The following is a 20,965-nucleotide window of genomic DNA, read 5'->3' on the forward strand; positions in this document are numbered from 1 at the left end:
CTCCCCCTCCCCCTCCCCGAGGAGCCCGTCGTGGCCGGTTACGGACAGCACAAGGAAGACATCATCAGACGCCTGCGCCGCATCGAGGGTCAGGTCAGGGGGGTGCAGCGGATGGTCGACGAGGACGTCTACTGCATCGACGTCCTCACCCAGGTCTCCGCGATCAACGCGGCCCTCCAGTCCTGCGCGGTGGCCCTGCTGGACGAGCACCTCAGCTGCTGCGTCACGGAGGCCATCGCCCAGGGCGGAGACCAGGCGAAGGTGAAGGTGGGCGAGGCGTCGAAGGCCATCGCCCGGCTGATCCGGACATAGGCCCGGCGGCGGGCCCCCGGTGCGGGGGCCCGTCGGGGAGATCAACCGCTCTTGCGTGAAGGGCAGTCGGCGGACAGCGTGAGACTCAGCCGGAGACAGAGGCCGAGCAGCTGCCGGAGGAGCACCAGCTCCACCGATCCGGGGAGACCGGAGTCGCAGACCTCCGCGCAGGGGCGGTTCTTCGTAGGGGTCGCCAGAAGGGTCTTCAGGAGGGTCGACATCCTGCCACTGTACCCCTGGGGGGTATACCTGGCCGGGGGAAGCGGCCCGTACGATGAGCCGCCCGTAGGGGGAGGGGATGCACGTGCGCCGGCTGGGAGAGCTGGAGGCCGAGATCATGGACCGACTGTGGGCCTGGCAGCGGCCCGCCACGGTCCGCGAGATCGTCGACGACATCAACCGGGAACGACGGGTCGCGTACACGACCGTCATGACCGTCGCGGACATCCTGCACCGCAAGGGCTGGCTCCGCCGGGAGAAGGCCGGCCGGGCCTGGCTGTACGAACCGGTCCGCAGCCGCGAGGAGTACACGGCCGGACTGATGCGGGACGCCCTCGGCGACAGCCAGGACCGCCCGGCGGCCCTGCTCCGCTTCGTCGAGGTCATCTCGGACGAGGACATGGACGCCCTCGACGCGGCCCTCCGCGCGGCCCGCGGCGACCAGCACCTGCATCCACATCCGGGGGACGGGGGCGGCGCGTGAACCACCACATCCTCGTCCCGCTCGGGCTCGTCCTGCTCACCGGCTTCCTGGTGCCCTGGCTGGTGGGCCGGTCACGCTGGGCCCAGCAGGCGCCCCGGCTCGCCCTCGCCGTCTGGGCCGCGTGCGGCGCCGTCTTCGCGGCGGCGACCGCCCTGATCCCCGCCCAGCTGGTCCTGCCGGCCGGGAGCAGCCACCGGCTGGCCGACATGGTGTACACCCTCGAACCGCCCACGCTCGCGCAGGTCATGAACCTCGACGGGCGCGAGCGGTTCGCTTTTTCGCTCTCCCTGCTCGTCCTGTCGCTGCCCGCCGCCGCGTTCGCGCGCCGTCTCGCCCGGGCCCGCCGGACGCGGCTGCGGCACGCCGGTGTGCTGCGGCTCGTCGGGCGGTACGACCCCGCCCTGCGCGCCACCGTCCTCGACGACGAGCGGCCCGCCGTGTACTGCCTGCCCGGCCGCTCGCGCCGGGTCGTGGTCTCCTCGGGCGCGCTGCGCACCCTCACCCCGGCCCAGCTGGCGGCAGCGCTCGCGCACGAGCGGGCGCACATCGCCGGGCGCCACCACCTCCTGGTCGCGGCGGCGGAGGCCTTCGCGGCGGTCTTCGCGCGCCTTCCGCTCGCCCGGTACGGCGGACCCGCCGTACCGCTGCTGCTCGAAATGGCGGCGGACGACCGGGCGTTGCGGCGGTGTACGCGGGACGCGCTGGCGACCGCGCTGTACGCGCTGGCCTCGGGCCGGGCGCCCCGGTCGGCCTTCGCCGCGGGCGGCCCTTCGGCGGCGGTGCGGATGCGGCGCATCCTCACTCCGCACAGCGCGGGACATCCCGTTCTGCTCGGACTGCTGACCATCGCTTCCGCAGCTCTCGCGATGGCGCCCTTGATCGTCGCCTGCTGTTCGTTCCCCTGATAACCGCCCTATTTACTAAGCGAATTCGTAGATTTCGCATCGGTCACGGACAACTGAATTCCCCGCTATTGTGGGTATGTTGGGGCTCACGCTCGGCACGTCGAAGGGTACGAAACCAATGCAGCTGGCTGGGGTTCGGACGGCCGCGGCCGGCGATGCGACGACGATATCCAGGCTGCTTGCCGATGCCATTCGGAGCAGCTACACGGGAATCCTCGACGAAATCCCGATGGGCCGGCTGATCTCCGCACAGTGCGCACTCCCCCGCATACGCGCGGAAATTGAAATTCCGGGGGGCGCGCCCGGCTGGCTGGGCTGGCTCGTGGCGACCGACACGGCGGGCTCCATCGTCGGAGCGGCGGCCGGCGGGGTTCCCGTACCGGGCGAGGGCGAGGTGTACGCCCTGGCCGTGGCGGACGGTTCCCGGCGCGGGGGCGTCGGTACGGCCCTGATGGCGGCGGCCACCCAGCGGATGCGCGACTTCGGCGCCCGCGACCAGCGCGTGGAGCTCCCGGCGGAGTCCGACCCGGCGCTTCCCTTCTACCGGCACCTGGGCTTCGCGGCCCTCTCCCCCCGGCGCTGGAGCCGCGGGCTCTGATCCGAGGCGTGGCAGATCCACGCCATCGCGTGTTCACGCAGCCCGATCCGGTGGATCGGGGCTCCCTCCCCAGGTCAGGATGGGTCCAGCGGCGCGGTCCCGGCGGCACGGGTACCTCGTCCGGACGGCATGGACCGAGCGAGCCCCTGGAGGAGCGATGCACACACCGAGCGGCACTTCCCTGCCCGTCGTGCCCGCAGCGCTCGCGCCGGTCCTGCCGTCCCGATACGGCCGGGAGCGCGAGCCCGCCCCCGGGGCCGGCGTCCGGGTCACCCCGGACAGCCTTCCCGGGCTCGAATCCGTCTCCCCCGCCGACGAGGCGTCCGTGTGGCTGCACGACGCCCTGCTCGGCCCGCACAGCGCGGACATCGTCCGGTACCTCAGCCTCGCCCGCTCCACCGGCGGACCCGTCCTCGACCTCGGCTCGGGAGCCGGGCGGCTCGCCGTCCCGTTCGCCCGGCACGGCTTCGCCGTGGAAGCCGTGGACCGGGACGCCTCGGCCCTGGAGCGCCTCGAAGGCTGGGCCCGCCGGATCGGCCCGCAGGTGGCGGGACTCGTCATGACCCACCGAGCGGACCTCAACGAGCTGCGCCTCGACGGCAGTTACCGGCTGGCCCTGCTCGCGGGCGCCATGGTCACCGCCGTACCCCCGGCGCGGCGGCCCGGACTGCTGCGGGAGGTCGCCGGGCACCTGGAGGCGGGCGGGGCGCTGGCCCTCGACTACACCGCGCACCAGCTGCCGGGGCTGATCGCGGAACCGCGGCGGACCTGGGCGTTCCAGGTGCCGCGCTTCGACGGGATCGACGAGTGGGTGGTGGCCCGGCAGGTCTTCGACCTGCCGTCGATGAGCGAGCGGATCACGTACTACACGGCGCGGACCGGGAAGCTCTCCACGGAGCGGGTCGTGCTCACCACCGACAAGTGGATCGTGGACCCCGAGCGGCTCGCGGCCGAGCTGCACTCGGCGGGGCTGCACATCGAGGGGCGGCGGCGGCACCGGATCGACGAGCGGACCGAGTCCGTCCTGCTCGTGTGCCGGGCGGACGACTGACCGGAGGCGGCGGAGCACCTGACGGGGTGGACGCGCACGCCTGACGAGGTTGACGAGCAAGAGGTACGATGCACACAAAAGTTTGGGCCGACCAGGTGGCGGGCGGAGAAGATGGCAGTCGTGGAAGAGCTGACGGGCCGCGAGGCGGTGATCCAGCGCCTGCGTGACGTCGGGCTGCGGGTCACGGGCCCGCGCCTGGAGGTGCTCACGGTGCTCGCCGCCGGCGGCCATCTCGACGTCGAGGCGATCACGACGACCGCCCGGGAGCGGCTCGGCACGCTGACCAGCCAGGCCGTGTACGAGATGCTGCGCCACTTCCAGGAGACGGGCCTGGTCAGCAAGTTCGACCGGCCGGGTCTGCCCGCCGTCTTCGAGATCTCGGGTCCCGCGCACCAGCACGCCCTGTGCACGGTCTGCGGCCGGGTGGAGAACGTGTCGGCGGCCGCGCCGGTGCCGCCCCGCGGCGCCCTGCCGGAGTGGCGGGTGGACGACGCGGAGATCGTCTTCAAGGGGCTGTGCCCCGATTGCCGGGCAAGCGCCCCCACCGCCTGAGCAGGGCCCAACTCCGTGCGTGTCGTTCGATTTTGTGGCAGGGTCTAGCGGGGCGATTCAACGGGTCCGGGTGGACCGAGGGGAGTCTGCTGCGCAGTGTCCAGAAACACCGCCGTTCCGCGTGTGGGTGGCGATCAGGCCCTCGCCGTCTACCAGGAACTCCGCATCCACCCGGATGCCACGTTCGACGAGGTCGCGGACCGTTTCGAGCTCTCCGCCGAGGAGCGGGAGCGCTGCCGGGACGAACTCGCCGCCCTGGGACTGACCGAGGCCGGCGGACCGGCCGGCTCCGGGGCGTCCCCGGCCCCCGCGATCGTCGATCCCGATGTCGCCCTGCTGCGGCTGCTGCGCAGGGAGCGCGACCGGCTCCAGGAACGCCTGGCCGCGACCAGCCGCACGCACACCGCCCTCGAAGCCCTCGCCGGGCCGTTCCTGCAGGCCGGAGCCACGCCCAGGGCCGAGGTGGAGGTCGAGATCGTCGACGCTCCGGACCGGGTGCTGGGGAGCCTCGCGGACCTGACGGACTCGGTTCGGACGGCCGCGCACTTCATGCACACCGGCTCCGTCCGGCGCGAGGAGATGGGCGGTGAGCTGGACCGGGACCGGCTGTGGGCCGGGCGGGGCGTCCGGGTCCGCGCCATGTACAGCCGCCGGGCCGCCTCGGTGCCGGAGATGGCCCAGCACCTGGAGGAGCGCGCCGCCGTCGGCGTGGAGATCCGGCTGTCGTCGGTGGTGCCGATGAACATGGTGCTGGCCGACGAGAACTTCGCGATGCTCCCGACCGACCCGTACGAGCCCTCGTCCCCGTCGATCCTCGCGCGCGGTCCGGGCCTGGTCCGGTCCTATCTGGCGCTGTACGAGTACTGCTGGACGGCGGCGGCCCCGTACGGCCAGGAGGAACCGGCGGAGAGGGGCGGCGACGGGCTCTCGGAACAGCAGCGGACGGCGCTGCTGATGCTGGCCTCCGGCATCAAGGACGAGCAGATCGCCCGCAATCTGGGGGTGTCGCTGCGGACGGTCAGCCGGCTTCTGTCCGAGGTGATGCAGGAGTTGGGGGCGGCGAGCCGCTTCGAGGCGGGCGTGAAGGCGGCCCGGCTGGGACTGCTGGACAGCGAGGGGACCGATCGCGGGCTGTGAGGACGGGGGGCTCCCCCGGAGGAGTTCGGATGACGCACGATGGGTGCGACCAAGCATGACGGACCCCTCCTGGCCGTATGACAGGGTGAGGGCGGGGGCGACTCGAGCGAACAGGGGGTCACTTCGCCATGATCACCGGCGGCGGCAGTACGGGAGCGCGATGGTCACCCGATCCTGTGGTGGACCTCTACCAGGAATTACGCAGGCGGGGGGTGTCCCGGCTGCGCGAGGTGGGATCCCAACTGCGGCTCGCACCAGAGGAGTACGAGCGATGTAGGGACGAGCTGACCTCCCTCGGGCTGATCGTGCCGACGAATCCCGCCCAGCACGGAGCCCGGGGGGAGTTCGAGGGCGCCGCGGGGCAGCAGGACGGCGACACGGTCGCCGTGATCGACCCGGAGATCGCCATGCTCCGGCTGCTGCACCGCGAGCGGGAGCAGCTGCGCGACCATCTGGACGAGGCGGACCGGGCTTACAGCACCCTGGAGACGCTCGCGGGGGCCTATCTGCGGGCCGGATCACTGACGCGCTCGGACGCCGACGTCGAGCTGCTCAGCGACTACCGGCGGATCCAGCAGGTGCTCGAGGACATCACGGACGTCATCCAGCACGGTCTGGCGTCCATGCATCTGACCTCGCTGAACCGCGAGGTGGGCGAGCGGGTGCTGAGCCGGGACCGGCGGCAGATCGGCAACGGGGTGCGCGTCCGCGCCATGTACAGCGAGCAGGTCTGCTCCTCCCCGGAGGTGCAGGAGCATCTGCGGCGCCGGGTCGAGGCGGGGGTGGAGGTGCGGATCGCACCGGCCGTGCCGATGCCGCTGATCATCGCGGACGCGCAGTTCGCGGTGGTCCCGGTGGATCCGGCGGAGCCGGCGGCGGGCGCGGTGCTGGCCCGGGGGCCGGCCCTGGTCCGCTCGTACCTCGCACTGTACGAGCACTGCTGGCACACCGCTTCGCCGTACGGGGACGCCTCCGCGCCCGAGCAGGGCGGCGACGGCCTCTCCGAGCAGCAGCGGGCGGCGCTGAGCATGCTCGCCTCCGGGATGAAGGACGAGAAGATCGCGCGCGGGCTCGGGGTGTCGCTGCGGACGGTGAGCCGGATGCTGTCCGAGCTGATGCAGGAGATGGGCGCGACGAGCCGCTTCGAGGCCGGAGTGCGCGCCTACCGGCTGGGCTGGGTGGACTGACGGAGGCCCAATTCCGCACAGCCCGGCGGCAATTGCCCGGGGAATGCAAAGGATCCGTGGCCGCCCGGAAAGGGCGGCCACGGAGCCTTTTACCCGACGGCGCTCAATTGGCAGGAATCGGCGCCGGGGAGACACGGTCCCATTCGTTCCCGTTGGACGGGGAAGGCGTGGGGGTGGGGGTGACGGTGGCGGTGCCGTCCGTTCCTTCGGCCACCACATGCTGGGAAGCGGCCGACGCGGTTTCCGGGGCCGTCACGAGCGCCGCACCGCCCGCGACGGACAGACAGGCAGCCGCGGCGACGGCGAACTGACGGACGATCTTACGCATCCCCGTGGCGCGCACAGCAGACATGATTCCTCCAGGATGTGGAATGTGAATTCGTCCTTCCGGGGGCCCGTGCCGCCGGGCGTTCCCTGAAGACATCTCCATTCTGTCCCGGCCCCCGAATCGAATCCAGGGATTCTCTCTGCGTGGACCCGCCATGGCGCGGATGCGTCAATGCGCCATGTGTACAACGGAATTGAAGGATCCGGAGCTTCCCATATCTTTGGTCGAACCAAAAGAGATGCTAGACTTGTGCTACGGCCTTCTCGTTCCTCCAGGAGAGAGGGGCCGTCGGGGCAGGGGCGTGCCGCCGCCCCTGCCCCACCACCCCGACCACGGCCGGCCGGCGCGTCTCCGCGAGCGCCCCCCGGTACACCTCGACCGTCCGCGCGGCGGAAGCGCGCCAGCTCATCCCGCGCGCGTGACGGACCGCCGCCTCCCCCATCGCCTCCACCGCCTCCGGGTGCTCCGCGAGCCACCGCAGCCGCCGCGCGTACTCCACCGGATCGTGGCCGCGCACCAACAGCCCCGTCACCCCGTCCCGCACCGCCGTCGGCAGCCCGCCCACCGCCGCCGCGAGCACCGGCGTCCCGCAGGCCTGCGCCTCCAGCGCCACCAGCCCGAAGGACTCGCTGCGCGAGGGCACCACCAGGACGTCCGCCGCCCGGAACCAGTCGGCCAGCAGCTCCTGCCGTACGGGAGGGCACGACCGCAGCACATCGGTCACCCCCAGCTCCGCGGCGAGCTGCCGGGCCGTCCCCTCGCGGCTCGCGCCCGAGTGGCCGCCGACCACCGGCACCAGTAGCCGGCGGCGCAGTTCCGGCACCTCCCGCAGCAGTTCGGCGACCGCCCGCACGAGCACGTCCGGGCCCTTGAGGGGCTGTATGCGGCCGGCGTAGAGCGGGACGAAGGCGTCCGCGGGCAGCCCGAGCCTGGCCCTCGCCGCCGCCCGGCCGTCCCCGGGGCTGAAGGTCCGCAGGTCGACCCCGGGGCGGACGACCTCGGTACGCGCCCCCTCCGCCCCGTACAGGGTGCGCAGCGCCTCCGCCTCGTCGGCCGTGTTGGCGATCAGCCGGTCGGCGGCGGACACCACCTGGTGCTCGCCCCTGACCCGCAGCTCCGGCTCGGGGGTGTCACCGGCGGCGAGGGAGGCGTTCTTCACCCGGGCCAGGGTGTGGGCGGTGTGCACCAGCGGGACGCGCCAGCCGACCGAGGCGATCCGACCCGCCTGCCCGGAGAGCCAGTAGTGGGAGTGGACCAGGTCGTAGCGCCGCTCCTCCTTGAGCAGGGCGAGCGAGAACGGCACCACCAGGTCGGGCATGGCCTCCTTCGGCAGGGCCTCGCGCGGCCCGGCGTACAGGTGCCGGACCCTTATGCCCGGGGCGAGTTCGACGAACGGGGGCGACCCCTCGCCCCGGCAGCGGGTGAACAGGTCGACCTCCACGCCCTGTTCGGCCAGGGCGCGGGACAGCTCGACCATGTAGACGTTCATCCCGCCGGCGTCCCCCGTCCCTGGCTGGTGGAGCGGGGAGGTGTGGACGCTGAGCATGGCGACGCGCAGGGACACGTGGGGCTCCTGGGGAGTGGGGGCCACGTGTCCCTGCGCGTCGCTCGCGCGCGCACGGTCACGCGACAGGGGACATTCCTACGGACGTACTTAGTTGTTTAGTAGTGGGGGTCAGAACCCGAAGACCGGACCCGACGGCGGTGCCAGCCGCGTCCCCGGCAGCGGCGCCGTCAGCGCGTGCCAGTCGACCGCCCGCCCCGGTGCCACATGGAGCGCCGCCGCGAGCCGGTCCGCGCCCTCCGGCATCACCGGCCGCGACCACGCCGACAGGGCCGAGGCCACCGCCAACTGCGCGGCCAGCGCCGGGAGATGACGGCAGGAGGTACTGGGCCGGCACCGCTCGTGGGCGTTGACGTGGCCGAAGTCGGCCGCCGAGCGGACCATCTCGTCGAGGACGGCCACCGCGCGGCGCGGATCGAAGGCGTCGGGCCCGTACGCCTCGCGCAGATCGTCCACGCCCCGGTGCAGCCGCCGCTCCAGGATCTCCCAGCCGGTGCCGCCGGGCAGCGCCTGCGGGGCGAGCCCGCCGCACTCCTCCCGAACGGCGGCGAAGAGCCGGGACAGCCAGCTGTTCCAGTTCTCGTCCAGCTCGCGCCGGGCCGCCGCGAGCCGCTCCCGGTGGAAGACGGTGCGGCGGCCCAGCGGACGGGCCTGGAGGACATGGCGGCGCAGGGTGTCGGAGCCGTACTCGGTGAGCAGGTCCAGCGCCCAGACGTTGCCCTCCTGGACGCCCTCCTCGATGACGTACGACTCGTTGACGTTGAAGTCCTGCGGCAGCTTGATGTCCTGCGCGAGCAGCAGCACCGGCAGCAGCACCGCGTGGCAGAAGGCGTGCCCGAAGCCGCAGAAGTGGATGGCGCGGCGGGGCAGCGGCCCCGTCACGTCGTAGCCGAAGAGGTGCATGGCTGCTGCCTCGAAGCAGCCGTCGATCCGGTGGTCGGGGAAGCCCTCGACCGGCACCGGCAGCCCCCACTCGGCGGGGTGGCCGACCGCGATGTCCGGCAGGCCGTCCTCGACGAGCGACTCGCACAGGGCCGCGAGGCGCGGCGGGAGGCCGGCCGTCGCCCAGTAGTCGGCGAGCGTGTCCCTGAAGGGTTCCAGGGGGACGTAGAGCCGGCGGCAGCGGCGGGCCACCGCCGGGGTGTCGCAGAGCGCGCAGCGCGCCCCGATCAGGTCGCCGCCGTCGTTGGGGCGGGCGCACTCGTGGCACATCCCGCCGTCGCTGACCGCGCCGCAGTGCGGGCAGGTGCCGGTGGCGTGCGCCCCGTGCAGCCAGCGGTCGCAGGGCTCGCAGTACGGCAGCAGCCGGGTGCGCGGGGCGATCACGCCCTGCGCGAAGAGCCGGCCGAAGAGGTCCTGCACCCAGCGTCCGTAGCCCTTGTCGCGGCGCGGGCGCACGATGTGGTCGAACTCCACGCCCGAGCGCAGCCAGTCGGCGGTGATCGCGGCCCGGTAGCCCTCCGCGACCTCCTCGGGCTTGCGGTGGTGGCGCAGCGCCCGGACCTCGACGGAGCTGGCGTGGTCGGCGGTGCCGGTGGTGAACCGGACGGCCTCGCCCTCCGCGCGCAGATAGCGGGTGAGGACGTCGGCGGCGACGTACGGCCCCGCGAGGTGGCCGATGTGGAGTTCGCCGTGGGTGGCGGGAGGAGTCGCGGTGATCCAGACAGGGGTGCTCATGGGACCTCCTTGACGCTGTGGTGCGGTGGGCTTCAGCGGTCGCGGGCGGCGGAGCGCGGTCGGCGCAGGGCGGTCAGCGGGTCGAAGTGGACGGGCGGGGCGGTCAGCGGGGCTCGAAGTGGAACGAGCGGATGAAGCAGTCGCGCGGCTGCTCGACCGCGTAGACGATGCATTCGAAAAGGGCCTGGGTGGTCAGCTTCTCGTCGGGCGCTATTCCGTCCGGATTCGAGCCGTCCCATTCCGCGAAGCGCGGGTCGGAGGTCGAGAAGTCCGGCGGGAAGAGGGAGAACACCCGGACCCCGGAGGGCCGCAGCCGGCGCGACAGGATGTCGGCGAATCCTGCCTGGGCGCTCTTCGCCGCCCAGAAGGCCTCGTGGGCGGCGCCGGCGGTCGCCGCGGAGGCGCCCTCGGCGTCGCGGACGGCGACCATGTTCACGATGTCGGGCCGCAGCGAGCCGCGCAGCAGCGGCAGGAAGTGCTTCACCATGAGGACGGTGCCGCCGGCCGTCGACTCGATCGTCTCGACGATCTCGGCGTCGCTGGCCGCCTCCAGGTCCATGCCGTCGAGCCAGCGGGCGCCGTTGTTGACCAACAGGTCGACGCGGTCGGTGTGTTCGCCGACCCGGGCGGCGAACTCGCGGATCTCGGCGGGCCTGCTGAGGTCACAGCCGAAGGCGTGGATACGCTCACGGGCCGATCCCATGACTTCGGTGCGGGTGCGTTCGGCCGCCTCCACGGTTCGCGCCGACACATAGACCTCGGCGCCGAGATGGGCGAATCCGACGGCGAGCGCGCGACCGAAATAGCGGGACGCCCCGGTCACGACGACACGCAGATTCTCGAATTTCATGTGTGTCTGCTCTCCCCACGGATACCGATGGCCGGTCCATTTCAGCGTGGCAGAGGAAACGGACCGCGCGCCCGGTGAGCGGGGTGCGCGTTCACGCCGTTGCGTGGATACGCCACGGCACGTCGAGCCTTTCCAGGACACGGGCCCGCTTGTGGTGGACGCGGACGCGGTCGGGCGCGGTGGAGACGGTCACCGGGCCGCCGGGGGTGCGGACCTCGCCGTGGACGGGCGGGACGACGGTGCCGTCGAGCGCCCCGGCTGCGGCGAGGGCGGCGGCCCCGGTGAGGGCGAGCCGGGGGTGCCAGCCGCCGACGGTGAGGGCGCGGACGGAGAGCCGCCCGTCGGGTCCGGCGGCGAAGGCGGCGATCTTGGGGAGGGCGGAGTGGGGCGGGTGGCCGAGGAGCCGGGCGGCCTCGGCGCGGAGGTGGAGGAGCCGGTCCCGGAGGCCGTCGTCGTCGCGCGCCCGGAGATGGCGGGCGTCGACGAACACGTACGGATTGCCGTACCGGACGAGGGAGGCGGGGGTGCCGTCGAGGAGGTCGACGGGGCGGCCGGTGGGGAGGGTGCCGGGGACGGCCGGCGGTCGCAGGAAATGCAGGGTGTACGCGTCGGGCTCGGGTTCGCACAGCACCGTGTCGCCCGTCGTCACCGCGCGGACCGTGACCGGGCCCCGGCGGCCTTCGGCGACCACACAGGCGAGGAGGGAGTGGCCGCAGCCGGCCCGGAAGTCGAAGCCGCCGCCCGGGAGGGCCTGCACGAAGCGGTGGTCGAGGTCGACGCCGGGCCGCGCCGAACTCCCGTACAGCGCGATCTTGTTGAGGTCGGCGTACGGCGTGCGACCGAGGGCGTGGCGCAGGTACGCCAGCTCCTCGGCCAGGGCCAGTGCCCCGGCCGGGAGCCGGTCGAGGCGTACGACGAGGGTGGGACCGGGCGCGTCCTCGGCGCGGACGACGGTGACGGGGACGGTCGCGAGGGCGGTCACGGTGGCGGGGGCGGCCACCGGGGCGGAAACCGTCACAGAGCCAGGGGCGGTCGCGAGGGTCGTCGCGGCCGTGTCCCGGTGGCCCGGCGGGTCAGGCCGCACAGCCGACCGGGATTCTCATGCCCTGGACGACCTCCGTCCACAGCTCGTGGACGGCGAGGGCCCACAGGGCCTGGGCGTCGTGGCGCGAGGGGCGTTCGAGCTGGCGGGCGAGGAGTTTCTGCACCCGGTCCGCGCGGACCTTCCCGCCGAGGACGAGCCGGGCCGGGGAGAGCAGTTCGCGGACGGTGTCCAGGAGCGGGCTGCCGGGCGCGAGCAGGGCCGCCACGGGCAGCGTGAAGGGCTGCTTGGGCCGGCGCAGGACCGCCGAGGGCAGCAGCTCCGCCCCGGCCTCGTACAGCGCGCGCTTGCCCGTACGGGCGGCCGTCGGCAGCGCGCGGGCGTGGGCCACGACCGAGGGCTGGCAGAACGGCATGCGCGCCTCGACGGCCCAGGCCATCGAGAGGTGGTCGACGCGCCGCAGGTGGTACGCGGGGAGCCGCCAGCGCGTCTCGAAGGCGGTCATCGCGGTGAGCCGGTCCTCGCCGACGGCCTCCGCCGAGCGGAGTTCCTGCTCGATGCGGTCGGCGGCGGAGCCCTGGTCGGCGATGTGGGCCCGGTAGTTGGCGGTGTAGAGGTGCTCGCGGAGCATCCGGGGCGCGGCGGACAGGGCGTCGGCGTAGGCGCCGGCCCAGTCGGCCCCGGCGGGGGCGGCGAGCGCGTCGCGCATCCGGTCGTAGCCGCCGAAGAGTTCGTCGGCGCCGTCGCCGGTGAGGGCGACGGTGAAGCCGTTCTCGCGGACGGCACGGAAGAGGGCGTAGGTGGAGAGGGTGATGGGGTCGGCGTTGGGCTGGCCGAGGTGGCGGACGGTGCGGGTGAGGAGGGAGCCGAGTTCGTCGGGGTCGACGGCGACCTCGTGGTGCACGGTCCGGGTCCTGCGGGCGACGGAACGGGCGTACGCGGCCTCGGACTCGGGCCAACGGCCCCGGTAGGTGAGGTGGAAGGTGTGCAGCGGCGGCGCGTCGGTCTCGCGGGCGTGCTCGGCGGCGAGCGCGGTGACGAGGCCGGAGTCGAGGCCGCCGCTGGTGATGGCGCAGACGGGGACCTCGGCCCGGGCGAGCCGGCGCACCTCGTGGCGCAGCACGTCCTGGGTGTCGCCGACGGGGGTGGCCCGGTGGGGGCCGCGGCGGCGTACGACGGGGGCGGCGCCGGGCCGTACGAGGGCGGTCGCGCCGGGCGGCAGGACGCTGACGCCGTCGAGCGCGGTGTGGGTGGAGAAGGAGGTGCGGGTGGCGAGGACGGTGTCGAGGGAGTCCTCGCGCGGGGAGATCCGTACCCCTTCGAAGGCGAGCAGGGCGGGGATCTCGGAGGCGAAGCGGGTGGAGCCGTCGTAGGGGTCGTGGTGCAGGTGGACCGGCTTCATGCCCATGTCGTCGACGGCGAGGACGAGTTGGGTGCTGCCGGGGCGCAGGTCGAGGAGGGCGACGGCGAACATGCCGTCGAGGTGTTCGGCGAAGGCGGGGCCGTACTCGGCGTAGAGCGCGGGGAGCACGGTGCCGTCGCAGCGGTCGGGGAACCGGTGGCCGCGCGCGGCGAGGGTGCGGCGCAGCTCGGCGTGGTTGTAGATCTCGCCGTTGAGCACGGCGAGGATGCCGGGGAGGTGGGGCAGCCGGTAGGGCTGCTGTCCGCCGCAGGGGTCGGTCACGGCGAGCCGGTCGCAGCCGAGGGACCAGCCGGGGCCGCTGAGCACATGGTGCTCGTCGGGGCCTCCGTGGCGCTGGCGGGCGGATACCGCCGCGAGTTGGGCCGGCTCGGGGCGGTCCGCCCCCGCGGCGAAGGAGCCGAGGATCCTGCACATGCCGGTCGCCTCCGTAGTCACTGTCCTCGTCGACACTCGCCGACATTCGTCAACACACTGGTCGCACCCAATGATTTGAATCTACCAAGTTTTTGAATGGCGCGTAAGTGCCATGTCCGGTTCACGCCACGAGTTGGCCTTGCGACGCCCCCGCCGCCCCAACAGGCTTGCCCCATGGAGGACTTCGCGACGACCGAACGTTCCGCGCCCGAATCCCTGCTGGTGGTGGCGGCACACCCCGACGACATCGAGTTCTGTGTCAGCGGCACCGTCATGCAGTGGATCGAGCGCGGCACCCGCGTCACGTACTGCATCGTCACGGACGGCGGCGCGGGCGGTTACGACGAGCAGCTCCCCCGCCAGGCGATGGCGGATCTGCGCCGCGCCGAGCAGGTCCACTCGGCCAAGCTCAGCGGCGTCGCCGACGTCCGCTTCCTCGGCTACCCCGACAGCTTCGTCGAAGCCTCGGTGGAACTCCGCCGGGACCTGTGCCGGGTGATACGCGAGGTCCGCCCGCAGCGGGCCATCATCCCCTCCCCCGAGATCAACTGGGCGCGGGTCGCGGACCTCCACCCCGACCACCGCGCCGTCGGCGACGCCTGTCTGCGCGCCGTCTACCCCGAGGCCCGCAACCCCTTCGCGCACGCCGCTCTGCTCAAGGACGAGGGCCTGGAGCCCTGGACCGTCCACGAGCTGTGGCTGATGACCGGCCCCACCCCGAACCAGTACGTGGACGTCACCTCCGTCTTCGACCGCAAGGTCGAGGCGCTGCGCATCCACACCTCCCAGACCGCCCACTTCGACGACCTCGCGGGGCTGCTCCGCACCTGGCTCGGGGAGCACGCGCGGGCGGGAGGCCTGCCGCCGGGGCGGATGGCGGAGGCGTTCCAGATCGTCCACATCGACTGAGCACGCCCCTGAAGCGTCGCTCTTGTGACCTCGCGGACCGGGTGGGACCGTGAGCGCCACACACGGGGGCGTGTGGCACCGACACGCGTGCGGCGAGGGGGAGTTGAGGACATGACGACGTCACTGTCGGGCCTCGAGGAAGCGATCGTCCAGCAGTACGGCCTGCCCTGGCCGGAGGTCGACGAGAACGCCTACCCGGCGGTGGTGACCGCGCTCAACGCCTACGCGCAGTTCACCCTGGACGACGGCTGGGCCGCCAACCGGCACATGCAGCGGCTGCTCTCCTCCGGCCGGGGCGAGGCCCTGACCGCGCTCCAGGAGCACTGGGTCCGGGTCATGGACCAGGACATGGCGCCCGTCGCCAAGTCGGCCAACACCCTGGCCGGCACCGTGAGCGAGATCCCGCAGGCGATCGTGACCCTCAAGCAGACGATCGCGTACGAGGCGCGGGCGCTGGCCGACCGCAACGGCATCACGCTGGCCGCCGGGGTGCTCACCTTCGGCGGGGACGCCACGGCCGCGGCGGCCACGGCGGCCACGCGCGACGCCGACGTCACCCGCCAACGGGTCGCCGAGCGGATCCGGTCGACGGCCTCGGCCGTCCGGCAGGTCCTCAAGGGCCTGCTCGCGGACCCGAACGTGATCGCCCTGGAGTCGGTCCCGGCCGACCTGGCGAACGGCGTCGGCGGCTCGGTCACCACCGGGGCCGGGGCCGGGGCCGGGATCGCGGGAGCGGGGACGGGGGCGTGGGGCGGCGTGGCGGGAGGTGTCGCGGGCGGGGGCGGCGCGGCCGGAGGTGTCGCGGGCAGAACCTCGGGTGGGGGCGCGGGGGACTCCCGGCACGCCGGAGGGGACGGCGGTACGGGCGGCGACCTCTCCGGCAGTACCGGTGTCCGCGTGGACCACGACGAGCACAAGATCGCCGCGAGCCGGATCGCCTCGGTCTCCGACGACGTCCTCGGCCGGACGAGCGCCGAACTGGCCGACGCCGTCTCCCAGCACGCGGCCGCCCGGGCCGGCGGGTCCTTCGCCGAGGCGCTCGCCCCGGACGTCGACCTGATCCTGGACCGCCTCGCGGCGGCCACGGCGGCCGTCGGCGAGCATCTGGCCGGCGCCCTGCCGGACGCGATCCTGCTGATCTCCGGTGACCAGCAGTCCACGGACGACCGCAACCGGAGGAACTTCGGGGAGCTGTGACGGGTACGGGTGGCGGCCCGGAGTCCATGGACTCCGGGCCGCCACCCGTAGGGGTTCGGACGGACTCCGCCTGAGCCCCTACGGGCCCCGTACTACGGGATCAGCAGGCGCCCAGGTCCTGCCAGACGCCCCACTCGCCCGTGGTACCGGGCTCCTCGCCCGTCGTCCACCACTTGGCCTTCCAGGTGTGGCCCTTGTGCGAGACCTGCTGGCCGCCGGTGTAGACGGTGGCGGAGGCCCACGGGGACGCGGTGCACTGGGTGGCGCCGCCGGTGACCGTCAGCGAGAGGACCGCCGCGTGACCCGCGGAGGCGCTCGAACCGTTGACCACGATCTGGTACGTGCCGGAGACCGCCGTCGCCGCGGTGTTCACGGTCAGGGTCGAGGTGCCCCCGGCCGTCACGGAGGCGGGGCTGAGGGTGGCGGTGACGCCGGCGGGCAGGCCGCTGACCGTGAGGTTCACCGTCTGGGCCGTACCGGCGGTGACGGCGGTCTGCACCGTCGCCGTGGTGGAGCCGCCCGCCGTGACGGTGGCGGACGCCGGGGTCGTGGTCACCGAGAAGTCGTCGGTGGGGGTGGTGGTGCCGCTGGTGAAGGGCGCGAAGATGTGGGAGAAGTCCCAGGTGTTCTGCTGGATCCCCGAGCAGTTGTCGGCCGCTGCGCCGCCGGCGCAGCCGCCGTTGTCACGCTGGAGCGCCCAGAAGGACAGCGTGTTGATGCCCTTGGAGACCGCCCAGTCGTAGACCGTACGGGCGTTGGCGAGGGTGAAGGTCTCGGCGGGGCCGAAGTCGTCGACGCCGATCATCTCGGTGATGCCGACCATGCCCCAGAGCTGGGCGGGGGTCTTGGTGGGGTAGAGCTTGGCGAGCTGGTCGTACAGGCCCTGGCCGGCGGTCTTGGTGTCGGCGGCCATGTCGTGGGCGGCGTTGTCGTAGTAGTCGAAGGTCATCATGTTGACGACGTCGACCTTGGCGCCGTTCGTCACGGCGTTCTTGAGGACCGCGAGCCCGCTGGCGGCGAGGCCGTGGGTGGTCGTCGGCAGGGTGTACGAGATCTCGATCTTGCGCCCGTTGGCGGCGGCCCAGTCCTGGAGGACCTTGATGGCCTTGTTGCGCCGGTCGATGCCCGCGGCGTTGTCGAGCGAGTCGACCTCGATGTCCATGTCGAGCCGGGTGACGTCGTAGGTCGTGATGACCTTCTGGTAGACCGCGGCGATCTGGTTGACGTCGGTGCAGCTGTCGGCGATCTCGGTGCCGGTGGTGTCGGCCGTGTACCCGCCGAAGGAGGGGATGACGTCGCCGCCGCGCGACTGGATGGTCTTGATGTCGGCGCCGAAGGTGGACTGGGCGACGGGGGAACCGCTGTCGCCGTTCCAGTACGCGGTGCACGAGCCCTTCGTGGCGGTCTGGAGGAACGCCATCGTCAGGTGCTTGGCCCCGGACTGGGCGCTGAGGGCGGCGGGGCTCTCGCCGGTCCAGGCCTCGAAGTAGGGGGCGAAGACGTGCGCGGGGAGCGGGGTGGCCGCCTGGGCGGGAGCCGTGGCGGTGGCGGCCAGGCCGAGGGCGGCGACGGCGGTCGCGGCGGCGGTGAGGGCGGAGCGGAGCGACCTGATGCGTCTCATCATGGCAATCCAATGGCTGTGGGGGGGTGCGGGGACGCGCCGACGCCGTTGGGGCGCGCGGGTGGTGGGGATACGGAATCCCCGTTGTCCGGGCCGCGTCAATGGATCGGACCAAAGTTGGACTAGACCAATTTGGCGGTGTGTTGTGTGGTGCATCGAGCGAGGGCGGGTGCGTACTGCCGCGTTGCAAGGAGTGGACGGATTGGTCCAATGAGCCACGCACGCCCACCCTTTACTCCCGTTTGACCCTCGCGGCGGGGGAAGCGGTTCTTCCGGACGGGCGGGGGTACTGGGCGTACATGTCAAAGGGATGGCGCTGGTTCTTCCTTGCCGTGTTCGTCGTCTGGACGGTCCTCGCCCTCCAGTGGGCGGACGTGGGCTGCGACTACCCGGAGGCGTACCTCGCGGTCCTCCGCTTCGGGACGCCGGAGGGCCTGGAGTTCCTGCCGGCGTGCGCGGGGTAGGCGCGGGACGGGGTGCGGGGCGGCGGGGGTCGGCTCGCGCGGGGCAGCCCGGAACGGGCGCGCGGAGTGACTCCCGGCGTGCCTACGATCGCCGTATGACCTCTCGTAACGGCTCGGCCCTGTCGCTCTGGTCGCGGGACTCCTTCCTGTCCGTCGGGTCGGTCGGGTCGACGCTGTCGGTCGGCTCGGTCGGTTCGTTCCTGTCCGTCGGCTCGGTGGGTTCCGCCCTGTCGGTGGGCTCCGTGGGCTCCTGGGCGAGCGTCGGCTCCCTCCTTTCGGCCCGGTCGAGCTGGTCCGTCCTCTCCTGGCGTGCGCACCGCGGGGTGCTCGCGGCGGGGACGGCACTGGCGCTGGCGGGCGCGTACGGGATCAGAGCGTCTCGGGTACGCCGGGCCTGAGCCACCTCAGCCGGCCGGCCAGCTCCGGATCGGCCGCGAAGGCCTCGGTGATGCGCGCCGGGTCCTCGGCGAGGTGCTCCCAGGAGTCGTAGTGCAGCGGGACCACCGTGCGCGCGCCGAGCATGCGGGCGAGCGCGGCGCCTTCGCGGGCGCTCATCGAGAAGGCGCGGTCGCCGGTGGACGGGAAGTGCGCGTCTCCCAGGTGGAGGAAGGCGACGTCGAGGGCGAAGCGCCGCCCGATCTCCGTCAGGGCGTCATGGCGGACGGTGTCGCCGGAGACGTACAGGGCGCCGCCGTCGTACGTGACCACGAAGCCGGTGACAGGACCGGTGGCCTGCTCGGTTCCCTCGGGTCCGTGCCGGGCGGGGGTGGCCGTCACGGTGACGGTCGTCGCGCCGGCGGTGACCGTCCGGCTCTCCCAGGGCGCAAGGCCCACCGCCCGCCCGCCGAGACGTCCGGCGGCCTCCGGGGTGGTGAGGACGACACCCGCGCGGCCGAGGGCTTCGCGGCCGGCGTGGTCGAGGTTGTCGGCGTGCTGGTCGTGCGAGAGCAGGACCAGGTCCACGGGCGGCAGCCGGCCGGCGGCAGGCGCGGGGCTCGCGGTGCGGCGCAGCGGGCGGGCGGCCGGGTAGTCGGCCGGCGCGGGGTCGAGGGCGGGGTCGGTGAGGACGGTGAGGTCCCCGATGCGGAGGAGGACGGTCGCCGTGCCCAGGTAGGTGGCGGAGATCGCGGACGCGGTCATACGGGCGCTCCCTGAGGGGTCGGGTGGATGGGTGGAGCCGCGCGAGTGCCGGACTCCGACACGAGGAAACTAAACCGATCGGTTCAATCTGTCAACGAAACGGTTTAGTCTTGACAGTGAACTGAATGGTGTAGTTCATTCGATCCATGACCTCCGCAGCTGTCACCGCCACCGCCACCGCCACCGAGCGGACCGTCGCCCGCACCGTCCGCCCCTTCCACACCCACGAGGGCGCCGGATTCCCGGTCCGGCGCCCCTTCCCCACCGCCGAACTCCCCTTCCTGGATCCCTTCCTGATGGTCGACCAGGTCGGTCCGGTCGACCTCGGGCCCGGTGAGGCGAAGGGCGCTCCCCCGCACCCGCACCGCGGCTTCGAGACGATCCAGTACGTCCTCGACGGCGACATAGCGAACGCCGACTCCCGCGGCCACCGCGCCGTCGTCCGCGCGGGCGGGGTCCAGTGGCTCACCGCCGGGTCCGGGATCGTCCACGAGGCCCTGCCCACACCGGAGTTCCTCGCCGAGGGCGGGCATCAGCACATGCTCCAGATCTGGGTGAACCTCCCCGCCCACCTCAAGGGCGTCCCGCCGCGCAGCCAGAACGCCGAGGCCGCCGACCTCCCCACGGTCACCGACCGCGAGGGCGCCGCGCTCACCGTCCTGGCCGGCGAGAGCCACGGGGTGACCGGCCCCTTCGAGACCCGTACACCGGTCCTCGTGGTCCACGGGCGGCTCGCGGCCGGCAGCGGCGCCGCGTTCACCGTGCCCGCCGGGCACAACGCGATGGTGTACGTGATGCGGGGCGCGGCCGAGGTGGCCGGCGAGCAGCTGCCCGACGGGCACCTCGCCGTGCTCGCCCGGGACGGCGAGCGGTTCACCGTCGGGGCGCCCGGCGAAGCGGCCGAGGTGCTGGTCCTCGCGGGCGAGCCGATCGACGAACCGGTCGCCCGCAGCGGCCCGTTCGTGATGAACACCGCCGCCGAACTCCGGCAGGCGGAGCAGGACTTCAGGCGCGGGCTGATGGGCCGGATGCCCGTATGAGGGACGGGGGGCCGGAGGGCGGCCCGGGCGACCTTTGCAGACGAAACGGTTCAGTTCATATAGTGCGCGTACGGGTGGGCGGCCCCGCCGGACCGAGAGGCCCCGCCACCACAGCCACCACAGCCACCACAGCTAAGGACCACCCATGGGAGCCGGAGCCGACGCCCACGCCGACGACGCGACCGACGAGTACGGCATCCCGATCATCCCGGACCCCGCCGACGCGGCCTCGCGCAAGCGGCGGGCGATCATCGACGCGGCGCTCGCGGAGTTCCTCGCCGAGGGGTACTCGGCGGCCTCCATGGACGCGATCACCCGGAGCTCCGGGGTCTCCAAGGCGACGATCTACAAGCACTTCGGCAGCAAGGAACGTCTCTTCCTCGCCGTGATCGGCGGGGTGCTCCCGCAGACGTACGCCGGTCTGGAGCCCTCCCACGCCGCCCTCGCCGACGCCCCCGACCTGCGGGCCGCGCTCGTCCGGCTCACCACCGACTGGGCCCGCATCCTGCTGCGCCCCGACATCATGAAGCTGCGCCGGCTGGTGATCGGCGAGATCGACCGCTTCCCGCAGCTGGGCCGGCTCTGGTACCGGGTGAGCTACGAGATGACCAACGGCCCGCTGATCGAGGCCTTCACCGCGCTGGACGCGCGCGGGACCCTGGACGTTCCCGATCCGGCGCTCGCCGTGCAGCAGCTGGTCGGGGCCACGGTGGGCGTGCCGCAGCTGGTCCGTACGTTCTCGCCCGACGCGGAGCTGGACGACGCGGAGCTGACGCGGGTGATCGGCGCGGGAGTGGACCTCTTCCTGGCCGGATACGCGCGCCCCTGAGGTGTGCCCCTGAGGGCGGAGC

The 20,965-nt window shown here is 73.0% G+C and carries 23 protein-coding genes; 14 read left to right on the top strand and 9 right to left on the bottom strand.

Features of this window, described 5'->3' with window-relative positions; translation table 11 throughout:
* Positions 1 to 30: 30 nt before the first annotated feature.
* Positions 31 to 312, top strand: coding sequence for a metal-sensitive transcriptional regulator (locus ASD33_RS03700; protein ID WP_015035316.1), 282 nt, complete (start codon positions 31 to 33; stop codon positions 310 to 312).
* A gap of 41 nt (positions 313 to 353) precedes the next feature.
* Here ASD33_RS03700 and ASD33_RS03705 read toward each other — a convergent pair whose 3' ends face one another.
* Positions 354 to 533 (bottom strand): hypothetical protein, encoded by a 180-nt coding sequence (locus ASD33_RS03705; RefSeq protein ID WP_056553024.1) that lies wholly within the window; start codon positions 531 to 533, stop codon positions 354 to 356.
* A gap of 83 nt (positions 534 to 616) precedes the next feature.
* Here ASD33_RS03705 and ASD33_RS03710 point away from each other — a divergent pair, with 83 nt between their 5' ends.
* The 7 genes from ASD33_RS03710 (at position 617) to ASD33_RS03740 (ending at position 6,445) form a co-directional block, all read left to right on the top strand.
* Positions 617 to 1,015 carry a BlaI/MecI/CopY family transcriptional regulator gene (locus ASD33_RS03710; protein ID WP_056553853.1) on the top strand — a complete coding sequence of 133 codons (399 nt, stop codon included), beginning with the start codon at positions 617 to 619 and terminating at the stop codon, positions 1,013 to 1,015.
* Positions 1,012 to 1,920, top strand: coding sequence for a M56 family metallopeptidase (locus ASD33_RS03715; protein WP_056553027.1), 909 nt, complete (start codon positions 1,012 to 1,014; stop codon positions 1,918 to 1,920). The genes ASD33_RS03710 and ASD33_RS03715 overlap by 4 nt, the downstream gene beginning before the upstream one ends.
* Positions 1,921 to 2,242: 322 nt before the next feature.
* Complete coding sequence (locus tag ASD33_RS36025; protein WP_242426818.1) at positions 2,243 to 2,518, top strand: GNAT family N-acetyltransferase; 276 nt, start codon at positions 2,243 to 2,245, stop codon at positions 2,516 to 2,518.
* A 157-nt stretch (positions 2,519 to 2,675) separates the two neighbouring features.
* Entirely contained in the window at positions 2,676 to 3,569 is an 894-nt protein-coding gene (locus ASD33_RS03725) for a class I SAM-dependent methyltransferase (protein WP_056553030.1), read from the top strand.
* A 111-nt stretch (positions 3,570 to 3,680) separates the two neighbouring features.
* On the top strand, positions 3,681 to 4,121 hold the full coding sequence (locus tag ASD33_RS03730; protein ID WP_063991893.1) for a transcriptional repressor: 441 nt from the start codon (positions 3,681 to 3,683) through the stop codon (positions 4,119 to 4,121).
* Between the two features lie 123 nt (positions 4,122 to 4,244).
* On the top strand, positions 4,245 to 5,258 hold the full coding sequence (locus ASD33_RS03735) for a helix-turn-helix domain-containing protein (protein ID WP_242426819.1): 1,014 nt from the start codon (positions 4,245 to 4,247) through the stop codon (positions 5,256 to 5,258).
* 179 nt (positions 5,259 to 5,437) lie between these two features.
* Positions 5,438 to 6,445 carry a helix-turn-helix transcriptional regulator gene (locus tag ASD33_RS03740; protein ID WP_242426820.1) on the top strand — a complete coding sequence of 336 codons (1,008 nt, stop codon included), beginning with the start codon at positions 5,438 to 5,440 and terminating at the stop codon, positions 6,443 to 6,445.
* A 103-nt stretch (positions 6,446 to 6,548) separates the two neighbouring features.
* Here the strand turns inward: ASD33_RS03740 and ASD33_RS35355 are convergent, their stop codons facing one another.
* From ASD33_RS35355 to asnB, 6 genes are all read right to left on the bottom strand, one after another.
* A complete protein-coding gene (locus ASD33_RS35355; RefSeq protein WP_157869985.1) occupies positions 6,549 to 6,788 on the bottom strand; it encodes a hypothetical protein in 240 nt (79 codons plus the stop codon).
* 226 nt (positions 6,789 to 7,014) lie between these two features.
* Complete coding sequence (gene mshA / locus ASD33_RS03745; RefSeq protein WP_079044556.1) at positions 7,015 to 8,319, bottom strand: D-inositol-3-phosphate glycosyltransferase; 1,305 nt, start codon at positions 8,317 to 8,319, stop codon at positions 7,015 to 7,017.
* Positions 8,320 to 8,448: 129 nt separating this feature from the next.
* A complete protein-coding gene (locus ASD33_RS03750) occupies positions 8,449 to 10,014 on the bottom strand; it encodes a class I tRNA ligase family protein (protein ID WP_056553041.1) in 1,566 nt (521 codons plus the stop codon).
* Positions 10,015 to 10,117: 103 nt separating this feature from the next.
* Positions 10,118 to 10,864 carry an SDR family oxidoreductase gene (locus ASD33_RS03755; protein WP_056553045.1) on the bottom strand — a complete coding sequence of 249 codons (747 nt, stop codon included), beginning with the start codon at positions 10,862 to 10,864 and terminating at the stop codon, positions 10,118 to 10,120.
* 91 nt (positions 10,865 to 10,955) lie between these two features.
* On the bottom strand, positions 10,956 to 11,882 hold the full coding sequence (locus ASD33_RS03760; protein WP_157869986.1) for a PrpF domain-containing protein: 927 nt from the start codon (positions 11,880 to 11,882) through the stop codon (positions 10,956 to 10,958).
* A 55-nt stretch (positions 11,883 to 11,937) separates the two neighbouring features.
* Positions 11,938 to 13,743, bottom strand: coding sequence for an asparagine synthase (glutamine-hydrolyzing) (gene asnB / locus ASD33_RS03765; protein ID WP_056553050.1), 1,806 nt, complete (start codon positions 13,741 to 13,743; stop codon positions 11,938 to 11,940).
* A gap of 174 nt (positions 13,744 to 13,917) precedes the next feature.
* On the opposite strand from asnB, the gene ASD33_RS03770 reads away from it, so the two are divergent.
* Positions 13,918 to 14,652, top strand: coding sequence for a PIG-L deacetylase family protein (locus tag ASD33_RS03770; protein WP_056553053.1), 735 nt, complete (start codon positions 13,918 to 13,920; stop codon positions 14,650 to 14,652).
* Positions 14,653 to 14,763: 111 nt separating this feature from the next.
* On the top strand, positions 14,764 to 15,849 hold the full coding sequence (locus ASD33_RS35360) for a hypothetical protein (RefSeq protein WP_056553056.1): 1,086 nt from the start codon (positions 14,764 to 14,766) through the stop codon (positions 15,847 to 15,849).
* Positions 15,850 to 15,949: 100 nt separating this feature from the next.
* Here the strand turns inward: ASD33_RS35360 and ASD33_RS03780 are convergent, their stop codons facing one another.
* Complete coding sequence (locus tag ASD33_RS03780) at positions 15,950 to 17,470, bottom strand: chitinase (RefSeq protein ID WP_056553060.1); 1,521 nt, start codon at positions 17,468 to 17,470, stop codon at positions 15,950 to 15,952.
* Positions 17,471 to 17,769: 299 nt separating this feature from the next.
* Between ASD33_RS03780 and ASD33_RS03785 the strand changes: the two genes are divergently transcribed.
* Both ASD33_RS03785 and ASD33_RS33800 read left to right on the top strand, forming a co-directional pair.
* Positions 17,770 to 17,934 carry a hypothetical protein gene (locus ASD33_RS03785; RefSeq protein ID WP_157869987.1) on the top strand — a complete coding sequence of 55 codons (165 nt, stop codon included), beginning with the start codon at positions 17,770 to 17,772 and terminating at the stop codon, positions 17,932 to 17,934.
* Positions 17,935 to 18,029: 95 nt separating this feature from the next.
* Positions 18,030 to 18,332: a hypothetical protein gene (locus tag ASD33_RS33800; RefSeq protein WP_079044521.1), complete on the top strand. Its 303-nt coding sequence runs from the start codon at positions 18,030 to 18,032 to the stop codon at positions 18,330 to 18,332.
* Here ASD33_RS33800 and ASD33_RS03795 read toward each other — a convergent pair.
* Entirely contained in the window at positions 18,304 to 19,074 is a 771-nt protein-coding gene (locus tag ASD33_RS03795) for an MBL fold metallo-hydrolase (RefSeq protein WP_056553068.1), read from the bottom strand. The genes ASD33_RS33800 and ASD33_RS03795 overlap by 29 nt on opposite strands.
* Positions 19,075 to 19,220: 146 nt before the next feature.
* Here ASD33_RS03795 and ASD33_RS03800 point away from each other — a divergent pair, with 146 nt between their 5' ends.
* Both ASD33_RS03800 and ASD33_RS03805 read left to right on the top strand, forming a co-directional pair.
* Complete coding sequence (locus ASD33_RS03800) at positions 19,221 to 20,114, top strand: pirin family protein (protein ID WP_056553074.1); 894 nt, start codon at positions 19,221 to 19,223, stop codon at positions 20,112 to 20,114.
* Between the two features lie 145 nt (positions 20,115 to 20,259).
* Complete coding sequence (locus ASD33_RS03805; protein ID WP_056553077.1) at positions 20,260 to 20,943, top strand: TetR/AcrR family transcriptional regulator; 684 nt, start codon at positions 20,260 to 20,262, stop codon at positions 20,941 to 20,943.
* Positions 20,944 to 20,965 lie beyond the last annotated feature (22 nt).

The organism is Streptomyces sp. Root1304 (genome assembly GCF_001426405.1).
Classification (GTDB): domain Bacteria; phylum Actinomycetota; class Actinomycetes; order Streptomycetales; family Streptomycetaceae; genus Streptomyces.